At 36.5% G+C, this 19,421-nt stretch carries 14 protein-coding genes; 11 read left to right on the top strand and 3 right to left on the bottom strand.

All coding sequences use genetic code 11. The features are described 5' to 3' along the window. The first annotated feature begins 346 nt into the window (after positions 1-346). From fumC to RBU60_RS09980, 3 genes are all read left to right on the top strand, one after another. Positions 347-1,744: a class II fumarate hydratase gene (gene fumC, locus RBU60_RS09990; protein WP_308864775.1), complete on the top strand. Its 1,398-nt coding sequence runs from the start codon at positions 347-349 to the stop codon at positions 1,742-1,744. A 96-nt stretch (positions 1,745-1,840) separates the two neighbouring features. Beyond that, complete coding sequence (locus RBU60_RS09985) at positions 1,841-3,460, top strand: sulfatase-like hydrolase/transferase (protein ID WP_308864774.1); 1,620 nt, start codon at positions 1,841-1,843, stop codon at positions 3,458-3,460. 1 nt (position 3,461) lies between these two features. Next, positions 3,462-4,199, top strand: a complete 738-nt coding sequence (locus RBU60_RS09980; RefSeq protein ID WP_308864773.1) for a hypothetical protein — start codon at positions 3,462-3,464, stop codon at positions 4,197-4,199. On the opposite strand, the gene RBU60_RS09975 is transcribed toward RBU60_RS09980, so the two are convergent. Both RBU60_RS09975 and ccsA read right to left on the bottom strand, forming a co-directional pair. Next, the gene (locus tag RBU60_RS09975) at positions 4,196-4,807 is read right to left on the bottom strand and encodes a class I SAM-dependent methyltransferase (RefSeq protein WP_308864772.1); all 612 of its coding nucleotides are present in this window, start codon (positions 4,805-4,807) and stop codon (positions 4,196-4,198) included. The genes RBU60_RS09980 and RBU60_RS09975 overlap by 4 nt on opposite strands. 112 nt (positions 4,808-4,919) lie before the next feature. Further along, positions 4,920-8,108, bottom strand: coding sequence for a cytochrome c biogenesis protein CcsA (gene ccsA / locus RBU60_RS09970; protein ID WP_308864770.1), 3,189 nt, complete (start codon positions 8,106-8,108; stop codon positions 4,920-4,922). A gap of 120 nt (positions 8,109-8,228) precedes the next feature. On the opposite strand from ccsA, the gene RBU60_RS09965 reads away from it, so the two are divergent. The 7 genes from RBU60_RS09965 (at position 8,229) to RBU60_RS09935 (ending at position 15,937) form a co-directional block, all read left to right on the top strand. Continuing rightward, on the top strand, positions 8,229-8,987 hold the full coding sequence (locus tag RBU60_RS09965; RefSeq protein ID WP_308864769.1) for a Rossmann-like and DUF2520 domain-containing protein: 759 nt from the start codon (positions 8,229-8,231) through the stop codon (positions 8,985-8,987). Then, positions 8,971-9,480: a KdsC family phosphatase gene (locus tag RBU60_RS09960; protein ID WP_308864767.1), complete on the top strand. Its 510-nt coding sequence runs from the start codon at positions 8,971-8,973 to the stop codon at positions 9,478-9,480. Before RBU60_RS09965 ends, RBU60_RS09960 begins: the two co-directional genes overlap by 17 nt. 2 nt (positions 9,481-9,482) lie before the next feature. After that, positions 9,483-10,397, top strand: coding sequence for a geranylgeranylglycerol-phosphate geranylgeranyltransferase (locus tag RBU60_RS09955; RefSeq protein ID WP_308864766.1), 915 nt, complete (start codon positions 9,483-9,485; stop codon positions 10,395-10,397). Next, positions 10,388-10,981 (top strand): Maf family nucleotide pyrophosphatase, encoded by a 594-nt coding sequence (locus tag RBU60_RS09950; protein ID WP_308864764.1) that lies wholly within the window; start codon positions 10,388-10,390, stop codon positions 10,979-10,981. Before RBU60_RS09955 ends, RBU60_RS09950 begins: the two co-directional genes overlap by 10 nt. Before the next feature lie 84 nt (positions 10,982-11,065). Continuing rightward, a complete protein-coding gene (locus RBU60_RS09945; RefSeq protein WP_308864762.1) occupies positions 11,066-11,605 on the top strand; it encodes a mechanosensitive ion channel domain-containing protein in 540 nt (179 codons plus the stop codon). Between the two features lie 58 nt (positions 11,606-11,663). Then, positions 11,664-14,153 (top strand): PIG-L family deacetylase, encoded by a 2,490-nt coding sequence (locus RBU60_RS09940; RefSeq protein WP_308864761.1) that lies wholly within the window; start codon positions 11,664-11,666, stop codon positions 14,151-14,153. Between the two features lie 110 nt (positions 14,154-14,263). Continuing rightward, positions 14,264-15,937, top strand: a complete 1,674-nt coding sequence (locus RBU60_RS09935) for a sodium:solute symporter (protein ID WP_308864760.1) — start codon at positions 14,264-14,266, stop codon at positions 15,935-15,937. A 210-nt stretch (positions 15,938-16,147) separates the two neighbouring features. Here RBU60_RS09935 and RBU60_RS09930 read toward each other — a convergent pair whose 3' ends face one another. Then, positions 16,148-16,993, bottom strand: coding sequence for a DUF2911 domain-containing protein (locus RBU60_RS09930; protein ID WP_308864759.1), 846 nt, complete (start codon positions 16,991-16,993; stop codon positions 16,148-16,150). 142 nt (positions 16,994-17,135) lie between these two features. Here RBU60_RS09930 and RBU60_RS09925 point away from each other — a divergent pair, with 142 nt between their 5' ends. Continuing rightward, a complete protein-coding gene (locus RBU60_RS09925) occupies positions 17,136-19,397 on the top strand; it encodes a zinc-dependent metalloprotease (RefSeq protein ID WP_308864758.1) in 2,262 nt (753 codons plus the stop codon). Positions 19,398-19,421 lie beyond the last annotated feature (24 nt).

Raw genomic sequence — 19,421 nt, 5'->3', positions numbered from 1 at the left:
GAAATGGAACTAAAATTAAAAGGATTTTTTAACAAAGCGGCCTAATAAAATTAGTCACAAAATTACTAGGAAGTCCATTCATCACAAACGGCTAAAAGAGATCTCTTTTAGCCGTTTGTGATTTAAAACGAATTTAATAAACTTGCCTAGGTTCTTGATTTCTACTTACAATTTATTTACTAATGCGCAATTCACTCCCATCGGCTCAATAAACCTGACTTATTCCCTAAAAACTAATAAAAAAAGACTTGTATTTGAGAGAATACAGACTTATTATGAGAACTTTTTACGCTATCATAGCGGAAATCATTAAATTTGTAACTACTTACAAAAAACTTACAGTTTCATGGAATATAGAATAGAGAAAGACACTATGGGCGAGGTAAAAGTACCAGCCAATAAACTTTGGGGAGCGCAAACCGAGCGTTCTAGAAATAACTTTAAAATAGGTCCCGCGGCTTCTATGCCTTTAGAAATCGTTTACGGATTCGCTTATTTAAAAAAAGCTGCGGCTTACACCAACGAAGAAGCAGGAGTACTTCCTATAGAAAAGAGAGATCTTATCGCACAGGTTTGTGAGGAGATTCTTGAAGGCAAGCACGATGATCAATTTCCATTGGTAATCTGGCAAACCGGATCGGGGACACAAAGTAATATGAACGTAAATGAAGTGATCGCTAACCGCGCGCATCAATTGGCAGGAAAAACCATTGGTGAAGGCGATAAAACGCTTCAACCTAATGATGATGTCAACAAATCTCAATCTTCTAACGATACTTTTCCTACAGGAATGCATATTGCTACCTATAAGAAAATTGTGGAAGTAACGATTCCTGGAGTAAAACAATTAAGAGATACACTTCAGAAGAAAGCAGAAGAATTTAAAAAAATAGTTAAAATTGGACGGACGCATTTTATGGATGCTACGCCATTAACCTTGGGACAAGAATTTGGAGGTTATGCTTCTCAGTTGGATCACGGTTTAAAAGCTTTAGAAGCCACGCTTCCACATTTAGGAGAATTAGCTCTAGGCGGAACTGCTGTAGGAACGGGATTAAATACGCCTAAAGATTACGCAGTAAATGTAGCAAAACATATTGCCAACTTTACGGAACTTCCTTTTACTTCCGCTAAGAATAAATTTGAAGCCTTGGCAGCTCACGATGCCTTGGTAGAAAGCCACGGTGCCTTAAAACAATTAGCGGTTGCCTTAAATAAAATAGGAAACGACATTAGAATGTTGGCCTCTGGACCTCGAAGCGGAATTGGAGAAATTAGCATTCCGGCAAACGAACCTGGTTCTTCTATTATGCCAGGAAAAGTGAATCCTACCCAATGTGAAGCTTTAACCATGGTTTGCGCGCAGGTGATGGGTAACGATGTGGCGATTAGCGTTAGCGGTATGCAAGGACAGTTTGAGCTGAATGTTTTTAAACCCGTAATGGCAGCCAATTTATTGCAAAGTGCAGAGCTTATTGGAGACTCTTGTGTTTCTTTTGAAGAGCATTGCGCCGCAGGGATTGAGCCTAATCAAGAACGTATTGATGAATTGTTGCAAAACAGTTTGATGTTGGTAACTGCTTTAAATACCAAAATTGGATATTATAAAGCCGCCGAAATTGCCAATACTGCACATAAAAACGGAACTACCTTAAGAGTAGAAGCCGTGAATTTAGGCTACACCACTGCCGAAGAATTTGATGCTTGGGTGAAGCCAGAAGATATGGTGGGTGAGATAAAGTAAATTTAATAAGTCGGGGTTTGCAGATTTCTTCTAAATTTGTGAAGAATGCTCATTAGATTTTTAAAAGCTTAATTGGCATAATAGATTGACTATCTCATGTTTACTAAAAATAATCTTGCACATCTTATTTTATTATCAATTCCGCTATGGGTGTTATGCCTTAGCGGAATTTTTTTGATTCCCCAACAAGCACATTTTATTCGGGAAGTGTGTAATTTTGTCTTGCTCACTAGCTTTCTTTATAGTCTTTGTTTTCTAATTCCTTCCCAAAAGCTAAAAGCCATATGCTCTTGGATCATAGGTTTTTTACTGAGCCTTCTTTTATTGATAAAGCTCAATTTTTATCATATTTATCAGGTAAAACTGAGCGCCTCTGCCCTATTTGTCATTTTTGAAACTAATGCCCAAGAAACTTCAGAGTTTCTAGAAGTCTATATAAGTAGTACGTTTTTATTTTTGGCGGGGATTTTCATCTTGTATCTTTTGGGTTATGGGTACTCGCTTTTCAAGAGAAAAATAATATTCCAGCTTGACCTAAAACCTTCGTTCCAAATAATTCTAAAAATAGGATTGCTTGGTCTTGCGGTACTTTCAGCGTACCTTATTCATTGGAAGTTTTCTGAATTTAATATTCTCTACACCACTAAAACTTCTTACGCAGATTACAAAACCACCAAAAAACTGATTAAAGAAATGCTGGCTCAACCTACTTCTCCTTATTTAAAAGAGGTAAAAAAAGACCGCAAGGCTCCCAAAATTGGAGTCGTAATTATTGGAGAATCTACCAATAGAAATCACATGTCGCTATATGGATATTATCGAAATACAAATCCGCTATTAGCGAAACAAAAAGAATTATGGATTTCTAAAGATGTAATAACGCCGCACGTGCACACCGTCATCGCTTTAGACAAGATTCTCACCTTAAATTCATTTGAGAATAAAAGAAGAGAAGACAATGCTTCGGTGATCCAATTAGCCAATCAAGCGGGATACAAAACCTTTTGGCTTTCTAATCAGCGGCCCGTAGGCATCAACGAATCTGTGCCTACTTTAATTGGTTATGCCGCGACTGAGAAGAAATTTTTAAACACCGATAATTATAACCGAAAAAGTTATGACGAGGTTCTATTACCCGCATTCAACGAGGCTTTACAAGATCCTGCACCTTACAAAATGATTTTCTTGCACCTTTCGGGAACGCATTTGGGGTATCAGGAACGTTATCCTAATACTTACGAGCATTTTAAAGACATCCCAAAAACGAAGTTTCAACACGAGCGAGCCTATGGGTTTATCAACCAATACGATAATGCTGTTCGCTATAATGATTATATCATCAACGATCTTTTGGAGCAATTAAAAGCACAGCAGACCTCTTCTTATATGATTTATTTTTCAGACCACGGGGATGATGTGTTTGATGATTATGATAATGCGGGACACAGCGAAGATATTGGCACCAACGGAATGTTCGAAATTCCTTATATTACTTGGGTTTCTCCGCAATTTAAAGAGCAGTTAAAATCAGATTTAGAGGTTACTAAAATTGAGAATCGGAAGTATTTAATGGATAAATTTATTCACGCTTTCGCGGATTTGAGTCAGATTTTTTTTGATGGTTTAGATAAAACTAAAAGTATTTACGATTCTACCTACGTTGAAAAACCAAGGCTGATAAAAGGTAAAATAGATTATGATGCGCAAAAATACTAAGATGATTTTTATTGCTATACTTGCTCTGGTTTTGATTTTGGCGATTGCATATCGCTACAGCAGCAAGCGCGTTGAATTTTACGGCTTCTACGATAAAGTTTGGGCTCATCGAGCAAACGATCTTAAAAAGCTAGAAAGCAGCGAAGCCCATTTTAAAGGTATCGAACTGGATTTATTGTATCAAAAAGATGGTGATTGGCTTGAGGTGAATCATCCTCCCGCCCCATCTACGGGTTTGTCTTTTCAAGAATATGTGAATCATGTGAGCAACAAAAAAATAGGCATGTGGTTAGATCTTAAAAATTTGACGGCAACAAATCAACAGGCGGTATTTAATCGTATTGATACAGGTATCGCTTCCGCGGAAATCAAACGAGGTCAGGTAATTATTGAATCTTCAAAAGCAGAACTTCTAAATGTTTTCCAAGAAAAAGGCTATCGCGTAAATTATTACCTCCCGCCAAAACTTCATGAAAAAACGAAGGAAGAGTTAAGCAAAAGCCTTCAGGAAATCAAAGCACAGCTTAAAAATAACCCTAACTTAGAAATCTCGACCGATTTTAATGATTATTCCCTAATCGCTAAACACTTTCCGAAAAGGAAAAAGAATTTTTGGGTGTTGCACAGCACGTATTCTCCAAAAATCTTGATCAATTATACAGAATTGAGAACAATGCTTCAGGATTCAACCGTACAAACGGTGTTAACACCTTACAATAATTGGAATCAGTATTTCTAAATCTTCTCAAAACTACAAAACAAGAAATTTTGAGTGGTATCAAACGGAGTTAAGTGATCTTCCGTAAAGCAAGTTAACGGAGTAAAATTGTCTTTAAATTTATCTTTCAAGTCTTCTTCGGCGTATTGGGTGATCTCTAGTCCGCTACATTTTAAAGGTCCGTTTTTAGAGAAGGTCCCCATAGCCAAATAACCGATGACATTTTTTGAAACGATTTTGAGGTATTGAGCAATCTGTTCTTCCGAAGTTAAGAAATGAAAAGCAGCTCGATCGTGCCAAACATCATAAGTAGTTTTGGGGGTGAAGTCTACCACATCACTTACAATCCAACTTACCTTACTGGCTTTAGCACCCAATCTAATTTTTGCTTTCTCTAAAGCTTTTTCTGAAATATCTAAAACGCTAATGTTCTCATAACCTTCTTTTAGTAAATGGTCTACTAAATTGCTATCGCCTCCGCCCACATCTATAATTCTTGCTTGCTTATTTAGCTTAAACGAATGAATAAGAGCTAAGCTAGTTTTAGGATTTTCTTGTGTCCAACTCACTTCATCTGGATTCTTGGTTTGGTATACATTTTCCCAGTGTGTCTTTTTAGTAGTTTCCATATTTTGAAATTATGATTTTACTATTATTTAATTATTTTCAACAAATCAAAAAAGCTAAGTCACAAGTAACTTAGCTTTTTAAACTCTTATTTCCAATATTTCATCAGAAGAATTATTTCTTATAAAAGCGTTTATATTTTCTGTAAGCTACAGCTCCTAAAAGTGCCCAAGCTCCAAACGCGATAAAGATAAATTGATAGCTGATGATTTGATCTCCACTTGCGTAAGAGTGCAATCCAGTAAGGTAAAAATTAACTCCAAAGTATGTCATTAAGATAGAAGCAAAAGCGAGAATCGCTGCCCAGTTAAAGGCAAATCTTCCGCGTAAGCCTGGCACTAAACGCATATGAATTACAAACGCATATACCATAATACTAATTAATGCCCAAGTTTCTTTAGGATCCCAGCCCCAATATCTACCCCAACTTTCGTTGGCCCATTGTCCACCTAAAAAGTTTCCAATGGTTAACAGCACCAAACCTACGGTTAAACAAAGCTCTGTAATAATGGTTAATTCTTGTATATTGATGGCCATTTTCTTTTTGTTCTTCTCATTGGTAAGAATCATAAGCAGGAGCGAAACCAAGCCTAAAATCATTCCCAATGTAAACGGACCGTAACTAGCCACAATCACTGCTACGTGAATCATTAACCAGTAAGAATCTAATACCGGTTGCAAATTAGCGATTGCAGGATCCATCCAGTTCCAATGCGCAATCATAAGAATCATCGAAGTAACAAATGCGGTAGATGCTGTAGTTAAATCACTTTTTCTACCAAAGGCCAATCCAAAGAACATCGTTGCCCAAGCCACATAGATCATACTTTCATAAGCATCACTCCAAGGAGCATGACCAGAAATATACCAGCGCGCTATTAAGCCAGTAGTATGGACAAGAAATAATATAAAAATAAGAATTTGGAAGAATTTGATACTTCTTCTAATGTTCTTGGTATTTCTAAAAATTTGAATAATAACCACTACAAACATGAGTAACCCAACCACCATATATTGCCAGAACAGGTTTTTAAACACATCGTATTTATTGTAGAGGATTTCGGTGTCAATCTTTTCTTGCGAAGGCATCACTTCCTCTCCATATTTTTTCTGAAAGCCTTCAATACTGCTCAATACCTCATTGGATTTACTATAATCCTCGGTAGTTCTTGCCTTTCTCAAGGTTTGCATATAAAGCGGTAATACATTTAAAGTATATAAAGAATCTACTCCTTTAAACTTACCCTCTAATTCTCTCGCTTCGGGATAAGAAACCCATTTATTGTTTTCGGCTTCGGGGATTGGGAAAATTTTTAATATTTTTCCTTCCAAAGCATTGTACAATAAGTTCACTTTTTCATCGGCTGAAATAAAGTCTTTTTGAAACTGATTTTTCACCTTTGCTCTATAGGCTTCTTCTAGAAACGGAGACAGTTTATAGGCTCCTCGTTCATCAAAGAATTGAGCTAAAGGAATATGTTTGGCTCCTTCCTCTACTCCAATAACGTGATGCAAACTATCATTTTTTGCTTTCACATAGATTAAAGGTACATTATACCACATCGCAGGATTTTCGGTCATAGAAACCAATACTTGGTCACTGTTTAATCCTTCGTAATGATCGCTCTTACTCAGTTTTCTTATTAATTCAGACGAGTAGGTATTGGCGGGTTTCATTCTTCCGCCAGCATCTTGGATAATCAACCTTCCAAATTTAGCAGCGTGTTCTTTACTTACCGCAGTAGCCATCACTACCGAGTCTACCTGTGATTTGGGAGAGATCATAGAAGTGCTATGCTCGTGAGCAGCATCTCCATTGTCTTGATTATCTTGTGCAAACCCAGAAACACAAAATAATAAAGCGGCTATAACTCCTAAACTCGCTTTCTTAGCTTTAATCTTAGTTAATTTTCTTTCTAGCTCTCCAAAACGTGAGCCTCTTTCAAATAACAAAATCATCATTCCTAAATACAATAAAAAGTAACCTATATACGTAATCCAAGTTCCCCACCAATCGTGGTTTACAGAAAGTACCGTTCCTTTTTCGTCGGCATCAAAAGAAGCTTGAAAAAATCGGTAGCCTTTATAATCCAATACATTATTCATAAAAACCTCGTGCTTAGTCACCTCTCCACCGTCAATAAGATCTACTTTACTTTTAAAAGCAGAATAGCTGGGCATAGGATTATTCTCGGTTCCGGGATATTTATCTGCAATAAAATCATTTAATTTTAAGGAAAAAGGAAGTTCATACTCTTTACTTCCGTAGCGAGCGTAAATCTCTAAGCCTCCAACATTTACTTGTTTATAATCGTTTACGTATCCTTTAGCACCCAACATTTTTACTTGCTGCGTTTCTCCATTACTGGTAATGTTTAACACGACTCCATCTGGCTGTCCTTCTTCTTTGGTTTCAGAAGCAATTAAATCATATTTTCCTTTTACGGGAGCATCTGGAAGTACAAACTGCATTTCTGCCATATTATATAACGAACGCATCATGAGCGGCTGAAGTGAATCGGCCACAACAATACCTTTCTTTTGATCTGACATACGCATATAATCTCCTTCAAACGGAGAAGAAATGGTACTCCCTTCATCGCTAATATTAATATTGATAGCTCCTTCCGTAGGTTTGTTAAAAGCGAATAAAATATTATGTATAGAAGTAACTTCGTTTTCCTCTAAATAATGATCGTGTCGATCTCCTCCACTAGCTTCAACAATCTTCAAGTATGTATTCCCATCTTCGGTCTCTACTAATCCCTCTTCTGCTGCAGGAATAAATTCAACCACTTCAAAATCTACCTCTTGTCCTTTAAAGTCGGTCGATAAAGTCTTATGATTATTAATTTTAGGAGCCAAATTTAAGCTTAAATCTTGAGCTCTTCTTAAAGGTTCTCCGTCTACTTCCCCATCCATCATAATCGAAAGGTATGTTTTTTCTGAAAGCATAATATTGGTAGTTTCTCCTTCACGAATAGGCATAATTCCCTCATAACCAATATATCGCGTTACTCCTGCACCCACCAAAATCAGTAAAAATGACAAGTGGAAAATTAAGGTGTTGAGTTTTTCTCTTCGTAATAATCGGTATCTTTTTATATTCCCTAAGAAGTTAAGAGCGAATACAATCATGATGGCTTCAAACCACCAAGCATTGTAAATCCAAGCTCTAGCGGTGGCGGTACTGTAAGAATTTTCTACAAAAGTTCCTACCGCCATGGCTACTGCAAAAGAGATGAACAATAATGACATAGTTCGGGTAGAGAAAAGAATCTGGGCAACCTTCTTCTGAAACATAAAAAGCATTTTTATAAACGCTGCAAATTTACCATTTTTGTGGGATATACTTCTTATTTTAGCGGTAAAATATAGAGTTATTCGTTAAAGTTAACCGACTCTTTTTTAAAGTGCTCTTATATGATTAAAGTTTCTATTCTTGGCTCTGGAAATGTAGCTACTCATCTTTATCGCGCTTTCGCGGAAAGCAACGAAGTTCAGCTAGTTCAAATCTATGGCAGGAACCCCAAAAAACTGATTCCATTTGGAGATGATGTTTCCACCTGCAGTCGTTTAGAAGATTTAAAAGAGGCCGATGTTTTTTTGCTAGCTATAAAAGACGATGCCATTGAAGAATTTATCCAAAAAATTAAATCTAGCAATGCGATTATTGCGCATACTTCCGGGAGTATTCCGCTTTCTCAATCGGCTCAAAAGAATGGTGTTTTTTATCCGCTGCAAACCTTTTCAAAAGATACGCCGGTAGATTTTAAAAGTATTCCGCTTTGCTTAGAAGCTTCCGATAAGGAAATCTATAGCGTATTAGAGAAATTAGCCTTGGCCATTTCTCCCAAAGTGTTTTCTATTTCTAGTCCGCAGCGAAAATCCTTACATCTTTCAGCCGTATTTGTGTGTAATTTTGTAAACCACCTTTATCACATAGGGGAAGATTTATGTGCAAAAAATGAAGTTCCCTTCGAAATTTTACACGCATTAATTACAGAAACCGCAAGAAAAGCAAGCCTCCATTCGCCAAAAACCGTACAAACAGGCCCTGCTTTAAGAAACGACCAGCAAAGCATCGCGAAACATTTAGAACTTTTAACCAACGAAAACTATACAGAAATTTATAAATTACTCACCCAATCGATACAAGCTACCTATGGAACGAAATTATAAAGAAATTCTTAACGACATCACCACCTTTGTTTTTGATGTAGATGGAGTACTTACAGACGGCACAGTTCATATTTCTGCCGAAGGAGAACTTTTACGGAGCATGAACATTAAAGACGGTTATGCCTTAAAAAAAGCAGTGAAAAGCGGGTATACGGTTTGTATTATTTCAGGAGGAAAAAATGAAGCGGTAAGAAAACGCTTAAACGGTTTGGGAATCACCGACATTCATTTGGGTGTAGAAGATAAAGTAGCATGCTTGGAGGAGTTTTTTGATTCTCATGGCATCAAAGCCGAAAACGTAGCCTATATGGGCGACGACATTCCAGACCTCTACCCCATGCGATTAATTGGATTACCTACTTGCCCACAAGACGCTGCTCCAGAAGTGAAAGCGATTTCTAAATATATTTCTCATAAGAATGGCGGAAAAGGCTGTGGACGCGATCTTATTGAACAAGTGTTGAAAGTGCAAGAAAAATGGCTTAACGATTAATTATGAAGAAATATTTACAACTGGTTCGTCTTCCCAACTTACTCATGATTGCCGTCACCCAATTGGTGATTAAATATTGCTTTCTTGATCCTTTCCCGGTTGAAATTACCTTGAACGGATTTGGTTTTTCCCTTTTGGTTTTAGCAACAGTTTGTTTGGCTGCTGCCGGAAATATCATCAACAGTATTTACAGTGTAAAAGCCGATGAAGTCAATCAACCCGCCAAAGTAATTGTTGGGAGGCAAATTTCAGAAAAGACAGCCTATAATTTATTTATAACTTTCAACATAATTGGCGTGTTACTTGGTTTTTATCTTTCTAATATGATTGGAAGACCTGTTTTTAGTGGAATCTTTATTATGGTTTCAGGAATTCTATACCTGTACGCCACCTCCTTTAAATCGTATTTGGTAGTGGGTAATCTTCTCATAAGTGCACTTGTAGCTTTGGTGATTATTCTCCCAGGATTATTTGATTTACTGCCCGCGATTACACCTCAAAACCAAGACTCGCAAAGAACATTTCTATCTATTTTGGTAGATTACGCCATTTTTGCTTTCTTAATCAACTGGCTAAGGGAGATGGTCAAAAACCAACAAGACATTCAAGGAGACCATAAAGCCGAATTACAAACCCTGTCTATTGCGCTAGGCCAAGAAAGAACCAACAAGCTGATTTCCGCCATTAGCATGATTCCGTTTTTGGCTATTTTATATTATATCTACGCGTATCTATACCAAAATATATACGCTATGATTTATGCAATTATTTTTATTCTAGCCCCCTTATTATGGTTTATGTTTAAAATTATTTCTGCAAAAAATAAAAAAGAATTTAGTAATTTGAGCGGAATATTAAAACTGATATTAGTTTTCGGAATTGTATCAATAGCCTTATATCCCTTTTTATGGAAGTAAACCCTTTAAAAGACCGACTAAAAGACAAGAATATCATTCTAGCTTCAGGGTCGCCTCGAAGAAAACAAATCTTGGAAGAACTCGGACTTTCTTTTTCCATAGAAATAAGAAAAGTGATCGAGAGCTACCCTAGTCATTTGAGTCCGCCAGAAGTGGCTTTATATTTAGCAAAACTCAAAGCAGAGCCTTTTAAAAAAGACTTAGGCGAACAGGATATTTTAATCACTGGCGATACAATTGTTTGCCTTGATAATGAAATTTTGGGGAAGCCTAAAGACCGTGAAGAAGCTTTTGAAATGCTTTCTAAGCTATCTCAAAAAGAACATCAGGTGATTTCATCTGTTCACTTAAGCTCTAAAGAGAAGTCTGTTGATTTTAAAGATATTACCACTGTTCACTTCGATAAATTATCGAATTCAGAAATTGATTATTATTTAGATTATTATCAACCTTTTGACAAAGCTGGCGCCTACGGAATTCAAGAATGGATTGGCCAAATAGGCATTAAAAAGATTGAAGGTTCTTTTTATACCGTTATGGGAATGCCTACACATTTGATCTATGAAAATCTGATGAAATTTTAACCTAATTTTATCATCATTTAGGATCACAAAAGTCAACCTATTGTAATTGAATTATGTAATTTTGCATCTCAATTACGATTCCCTATGCGCGATTTTTTTTCACCTCATTCCTCCGATTTTATTATCAGTATAGCGGTTCTTGTTGGCTTGTTATTACTGCGCTTAATTTTAACCACTACCGCAAATAAAGTAGGTAAAAGACAAGGCATTAACTTGGCGCGTGTAAGATTGATGGTAAAGTACATTAATGTCTTAATGATCTTTATCGCCATCTTCCTACTCATGATCGTTTGGGGAGTTAAAGCCGAAGATTTAGCACTTATTTTCTCCTCGGTATTTGCCGTGATAGGAATTGGTCTCTTTGCAGTTTGGTCCATCTTAAGTAACATCACCTCTGGCGTGATTATGTTCTTTTCTTTTCCCTATAAAATTGGAGACGAAATAAAAATACACGATGCAGATGTTCCTTTAGAGGGAATCATCGAAGACATTAAAGCTTTTCACGTGTATTTGAGAATCCCTAATGGAGAATTGGTCACTTACCCCAACAATTTGGTATTGCAAAAAGCCATTTCTTTGGTAAAGAAAGATGCTTTTGTAGACGATGGTTCAGATTCTTTATAAGATTAACTTTAGGATGCTTTTAAAGTTCTTATATTTGGCAGCACCCAAATTGATGTCAATGAAAAAGTTCGCTTTAGTTCTACTCATTTTACTAAGTAATTTTACCCTATACGCTCAAAAACCTTATCAACTCAACAGTTCCGAAATATATCAACAGCTAGAAAAGTTAGATTTCCTAGGTTCGGTTTTATACCTTGCTGCGCATCCCGACGATGAAAATACGAAGCTTATTTCCTATTTTTCAAATCAGGTGCATGCCAATACCGCATATTTATCGCTTACACGCGGAGATGGAGGTCAAAATCTTATTGGCCCAGAACTAAGAGAAAAACTGGGACTCATACGAACCCAAGAATTATTGGCTGCTAGAAAAATTGATGGCGGACAACAATTTTTTACCCGAGCCAATGATTTCGGTTATTCTAAAACGCCACAAGAAACCTTAGAGATTTGGAATAAAGAAGAGGTATTAAATGATGTGGTAAAAACCATTCGTAAATTTCAACCCGATGTAATCATCAACCGTTTTGATCATCGCACCGAAGGAAATACGCACGGTCATCATACGGCCTCGGCTAGATTGAGTTTAGAAGCCTTTCAAAAAGCAGCCGATAAAAATTACGCTTCCGCGGAAGCAAAAACAGTAGGCATTTGGCAGCCTCAACGTTTATTTTTTAATACTTCTTGGTGGTTTTACGGAAGTCAAGAGAAATTTGAATCTGCAGATAAAAGCAGGATGACAGTCATAGACGCCGGAGTTTACAATCCGCTTACTGGAATTTCTAACAGTGAAATCGCGTCCCATAGTAGAAGTCAGCATAAATCACAAGGTTTTGGAAATACGCCAGAAAGAGGCGAACAATTAGAGTACATAGAGTTAATCAAAGGAGATCACCTGAAAGGAAATTCGATTTTTGAAGGCATCAACACCACTTGGACTCGTGCACAAGGAGGAAAAAAAATCGGAATCTTAGTTGCTAAAATTAAAGAGGAATACGATTTTAAAGCGCCTTCAAAAAGCGTGAAAGACTTGGTAAAGGTCTACCAACTTATTAAGAAAATTGAAAATAAGCATTGGAGAGACATCAAGCTTAAAGAAACTAAAAATCTTATTGCTGCTTGTTCGGGGCTTTATTTGGAAGCCGTTACCGAAACCGCCTTAACCACCCCGGGAGAAAAACTTTCCTTACAAATTGAAGCTACCCAACGCGTAGGAAACTCTGTGCTGAAAGAAATAACGATCAGCAATTCTAACTTCAGTAAAAAATTAAAAACTGCTTTAAACCCGAATCAAAGAATTACGCTAGAACAAGAATTTACGGTTCCTGAAAACACGCCATACACGAATCCATATTGGCTAGAAAAGCCTAGTGGAATAGGAATGTACGAAGTAGAAAATAAGGATTTAATCGGTTTACCCGAAACCCCATCTACCCTAACCGCTCATTTCACCTTAGAACTAGAAGGAGAAAACATCACTTTCGAGAAAGAATTGGTTTATAAATATAATGATCCTGTAGAAGGAGAAGTCTACGAGCCTTTTCAAGTGGTTCCTGCCATTTCGGTAAGCATAGAAAAACCTATCCTCATTTTTGGAAATGAAAATACCAAAGTATTACCTATACGTATAAAGTCTTTTTCTGATAAAATTTCAGGCCGACTTGAATTAAACGTTCCTAATCATTGGAAAGTAGAATATTCTAAAGACGAGATACAATTCAGTAAAAAAGGAGAAGAAAAGCGCATCTATTTGAGCATCACTCCGCCCAAAGAAGGAACCGAAGATGAGTTAAAAGCTAGTTTTATCACTTCAGGTAAAACCTATGAACAAAATGTAGTAGAAATAGATTACGAGCATATTCCCAAACAGATTTTGTTAGAGCCTGCAAATGCTAAGCTCATCGCTTTAGACATCAAAAAGAAAGGAGATAAAATTGCGTATATCGAAGGCGCGGGAGATGTAGTTCCAGAGAGTCTACGGGAGATTGGTTACCAAGTAAGTATTTTATCACCTAGTCAAATTTCTTTAGAAAATTTAAAAGCTTTTGATGCCGTGGTGATGGGAATTAGAGCTTACAATACCGTAAATGAATTGGCTTATAAACAAAATATTTTATTCGCTTACGTAAAGCAAGGCGGCAATATGATTGTGCAATACAACACCAATAGAGGTTTAGTTACTCAGGGTTTGGCGCCGTTTTCGCTTGAACTTTCTAAAGATCGGGTAACCGATGAATTTTCTGATGTAAAATTTTTAGCAAAAAAACATCCCGTACTCAACTCTCCCAATAAAATCACTACTAAGGATTTTGAAAACTGGGTGCAAGAACGCGGCTTATATTTTCCTGGTAAATGGGACAAAAAACACTTCACTCCTATTCTTTCGTTAAAAGAAAAAGGAGAATCTTGGATGGACGGCAGCTTACTGGTCGCCCCTTACGGAAAAGGAAATTACATTTATACAGGATTAAGTTTCTTTAGAGAGTTTCCCGCAGGTGTTTCGGGGTCTTATCGCTTATTTGCCAATTTAATTTCACTCGGAAAATAATGGAAAAGCCCGAAAAATATACGTGGAAAAAAAGCTACACCTTGCTCTTAATAATGAATGTAGTTTACGTTTTGTTTTTTTATATCATCATGAAATATTTTCAATAAGCCATGCATACCTTAGATCTTGTCATTCTCTTTTCTACCCTGGCTTTTATTGTCATTTACGGTTATTATCATTCTCGCGGTAGTAAGAATGTAAGCGATTTTTTAAAAGGAGGTAATGAAGCGCGTTGGTGGACGGTTGGCCTGTCTGTAATGGCTACTCAAGCCAGTGCGATTACGTTTCTATCTACTCCTGGGCAAGCTTTTCATAGCGGAATGGGGTTCGTCCAGTTTTATATTGGTGTTCCCATTGCGATGGTGGTGATTTGTATGGTTTTTCTCCCCATTTATCACCGTCTAAAAGTATATACCGCTTATGAATACTTAGAAACCCGTTTCGATTTAAAGACTCGAACGCTTACCGCACTTTTGTTTTTAGTTCAGCGAGGATTAGCGGCTGGGATTACCATTTTTGCACCATCGATTGTACTTTCCGCAGTATTGGGATGGGATTTATTTACGCTTAATATACTTATCGGAATATTGGTTATTATCTACACCGTTTCTGGCGGAACCAAAGCGGTGAGCGTGACCCAAAAACAGCAAATGGCAATTATTTTTACCGGAATGTTTGTGGCTTTTTTCCTCATCTTAAAATACTTACCGGAAGGAATTACCTTTACCAAAGCCCTAGACATTGCAGGAGCAAGCGGAAAAATGGAAGTATTGGATTTCTCTTTTGATTTTGAAAATCGGTATACCATTTGGAGCGGACTTATTGGAGGGACATTTTTGGCGCTCTCTTATTTTGGAACCGACCAAAGCCAGGTGCAACGTTATCTTTCGGCCAAAAGTTTAAAACAAAGTCAGATGGGGCTTATTTTTAACGGCTTGTTAAAAGTTCCTATGCAGTTTTTTATTCTTTTGGTGGGGGTTATGGTTTTCGTGTTTTATCAATACCATCCGTCGCCACTTAATTTTAATCCGGTTTCCACACAAGTAATTGAAAATTCTGCTTATCAAGACGAGTATCGTGAATTGCAAGAGGAGCTTAATCAGCTTCAGCTAAAAAAAGCAGAAAAATCTACCGCATTTGTGAAGTTGTCTATTCCTGCAGAGGCTAATATCGCTAAAGCGGAATTAAATCAGCTCCAACAAGAAGAATCAGTATTGCGAGAAGAAGCCAGTGTCTTAATTAAACAAGCCGATGAAAGTATTGAAACCAACGATAAAGATTATGTTTTTATTCACTTTATTCTGAACCACTTGCCTATAGGCTTGATTGGTTTATTGTTGGCAGTGATTCTATCGGCGGCGATGTCTTCTACGGCTTCAGAGTTAAATTCGTTAGCCTCTACAACGGTGATTGATTTGTACAAAAGAAATGTCAAAACCGAAAAATCTGAAAAGCATTACCTAAATGCTTCCAGAATTTTTACTCTTATATGGGGGATAATCGCCATTATAATTGCGTGTACGGCCAATCTATTTGATAACTTAATTCAGCTGGTCAATATTATAGGCTCTATTTTCTACGGAAATGTTTTAGGAATATTCTTACTTGCGTTTTTCATAAAATATGTAAAAAGCAATGCTACCTTTATTGCGGCCATTATTACACAAGTTATTGTGGTCATAGGATGGTGGAATGATTGGATGCCGTATTTATGGCTTAACTTATTTGGTTGTGCGCTAGTGATGGGAATCGCGACAATCCTTCAAATAGGGACAAAAAAATAAGGAAGTAAAAAATTACTTCCTTATTTAAAAATTTATAAGAGGTGAACTTATACCAATTCTATTTTAAAATGAGCCATTGGATTTGAAAATGTATTTTTTCAAGCACAAGGCAAAAAACGCAGTCATAGCCATAGCTATGCCGAGTATTTTTAACGCAGTAGTTGGTGAAATACATTCAATTATATAGCTTATTTTAAGGTAAAATTGGTATTACTTAGCTCCCCATTCTTTTAAAGAATCTTCATTCATTTTAACGTAATCTTTATTCCCTTCTTTTTTAGCACCTGCCAATGATTTTTTAGCGGTAGCAATGGCATCTTTCTTATTTCCTGCTTTAGCTTCAATTAGAGACTTCTTTCTTAACATGTAGTAAGGAACATCTTTTTGCATATCCACCGACTTATTTATCCATGTTAAAGCTTGTTTGATGTCTTTTCCTTCTTCAAAGTAATACACTGCTGCGCCATAATAATCGCTTGCCGTAGGACCGTTAAGGGCTTTCTCAATATTAGCCATAGTTTTGCTTTCTGTAGGTACATCTACCTTAAAAGAAGCTACGGTATCACCCCATAAAAAGCTAATGACAGCAGAGTTGTTCGTTAATTCGTCGATAACCATGGTAAAAGTTTCCATTTCCATCGGCATTTTTTGAGCTTCAGCGGTAGCTTTTAAAGCTACTTTGCTTTCGTTCCACTTTTCTGGAAGACCCCAATTATTAGTATCAGTATAAAAAATCACCTCCCAAGATTTTTTATTCGGTACGGTAAAAATAGCGTAAGCACCGGCTGGAAGTTTTTTTCCTCCAATCATTACGTCATCACTAAAAGAGATGGTGGTATTCGTATTTGCTCCAGCTCTCCACATTTTATCGTAAGGAACCAAATTTCCGAAGACTTCTCTTCCTCTCATAGAAGGTCTAGAATATTCTAGCTGAATACTTGTTAAACCTACCATTTGCTCCATTTTAGCGCTTGGACTAGGTTGCGGCGTTTGAATTTGTGCAGATGCGGTACCTGCAAGCAAAATACAAACTAATAAAAATGTAAACTTTCTCATAACTTATTTTATTTTTTTTAAGTATTGTAAAAATAGGAAATCAAAGACTATAATTCTTACTATAAGTATAAAAAAAGCCTTATAAACTTTAGATAATGAGATTTGAAACGTATATTTATGGCCTATATTTTAAAATGAAATTATGAAAAACAAAAAAATTACAAATTTGCTATTGATTTTGATAGCTTTACCAACATTCGTATTTGCCCAAAACAGAAATTTCTGGACACAAAGCGATGCTAATAAAGTAAGTCAAAATGACATTAGAGAAAGTGTTACTAGTGTAAATAAGTTTGAGGTTTATGACTTAAATTTAGATATCTTTCAAAATGAAATTTTACAAGCTCCATTTAGATTTCAAGGAGTTACTAGTGATGTAGAATTAACTTTCCCTGTGGGAAACTCTAATTACGAGACCTTCACCATTTACAAAGCGCAAACGATGAGTGATGAGATGGCTGCTAAATATCCTGCAATATCTTCTTATGTTGGTATTTCTAAAGATAAAAAGAACAGCTTAAGACTTACGTCGACGAGTCAAGGTATATTTGGTTCTGTTTCTACAGAGAATGGTATTTTATATATTAACCCATATACTTTATCTGGAAAAGAATACCAAGTATTTTTTAGAAAAAATACAGTTAATAATTTAGAATTCAGTTGTTTATTTGACGAGCAAATAGACGAAGAAGCACAGGCATCAAATAGCAACACTTCTAATCTTTCAGATGTGAATGACTCTACCTTGAGAAGTTATAGAATTGCTGTAGCTGCTACTGGAGAGTATTCTGCATATCATGTGGGTCAAACAGGAAATAATAGTAGCTCAGACGCGGTTAAAAAACAAGCGGTTGTAGAAGCCATTGTTGCCGTAGTAAATAGATTAAATGTAATTTATGAAAGAGATGCTGCTGTAACTTTTACTTTAGTAGACAATGAAGATATTATTTTCTTGGATGGAAGTAGTGACCCATTTGATAATAATAATACACAAGTACTTATTAATCAAAGTCAAACCGTAATTGACGCAAATGTAGGTCTTGCTAACTATGATATTGGTCATACCTTTAGTACTGGAGCTGGAGGATTAGCTCAGTTATATTCTGTGTGTAGTACTCAAGGAAAAGCAAGAGGAGTAACAGGGATTACTGCTCCAATTGGAGATGCTTATGCCGTTGATTTTGTAGCTCACGAGGTTGGACACCAGTTTTCTGCTACCCATACCTTTAACTCTAGCGCTAACGGCTGTGTGCAAAATAGAACGGGCTCTACAGCTGTAGAACCAGGAAGTGGTTCTACGATTATGGCCTATGCTGGTTTATGTGATGGAGAAAATGTACAGTTTTCTAGTGATCCACATTTTCACGCTGCAAGTATTAATCAGATCTATACCAATATATCGAATTTAAGCGGTAGTACTTGTGCCGAAGAAATATCGGTAGATAATGCAGCTCCAACAATTACGGCAACACCAGATTATACCATTCCTTACGGAACAGCTTTTGAATTGACTGCTTCTGCAACAGATCCTAACGGAGATAACCTAACTTATTGCTGGGAACAAATGGATACCGAAATCGCTGTAGCCCCACCAAGTTCTCAATCTACTGAAGGTGCTTCTTTTAGATCTATAAGTCCTATGGAATCTCCTACCAGATCTTTTCCGAATGCCTCTAAGGTTAATAGTGGGAATTTAACTCCAACATGGGAAGTAATAAGTAACGTGGCCAGAGAATATAATTTTGCCGTAACGGTAAGAGATAATAATCCTGTTGGCGGACAAAGTAAAAGAGACGATATGACGGTAACTGTTGCAGATTCAGGTCCTTTTAAAGTGACTTCTCAAAACACAAGTGGTCTTAGCTATGATCAAAATGAAGCCATAGAAATAACTTGGGATGTTGCAGGAACGACAGGAAATGGAATTAACACTTCTCAAGTTGACATTTACCTTTCTTACAATGCAGGAATAGACTATGATGTTTTAATTGCTTCTTCAAGAACCAATGACGGTTCTGCGATGGTTCAAATGCCAATAGGGCAAGCTTCCTCTCTTTGTAAGTTAAAAATTAAGGGAAGGTATAATGTTTTTTACGCAGTAAATGAAGGTTTCTTTAAAATTACTAATGAATTAGGTACAGATTCTAATGAGTTGTCTCAACTGTATTCTGTATATCCTAATCCTAACAACGGAAGCTTTACCATTAATTTCAATGAAGCCTCAGGGGACAAATATTCAGCTAAAGTTTATGACTTAAGAGGAAGATTAATTAGTAAGTCTACGATCTCTACTTCAGAGTCATTAATAAAAAACATAAATTTAAATCAACCTCAATCAGGAATTTACATTCTTAAGGTTTCTAACGGTTCTCAGGAATCAGTTAAGAAATTAATTGTGGAGTAAATAAAATTTATATTTTATATTTAA

The sequence above is a fragment of the Mesonia profundi genome (assembly GCF_031085155.1).
GTDB classification, from domain to species: Bacteria; Bacteroidota; Bacteroidia; order Flavobacteriales; family Flavobacteriaceae; genus Mesonia; species Mesonia profundi.
The sequence above is the reverse complement of the archived record's forward strand: the minus strand, read 5'-3'. Positions and strand labels throughout refer to the sequence as shown.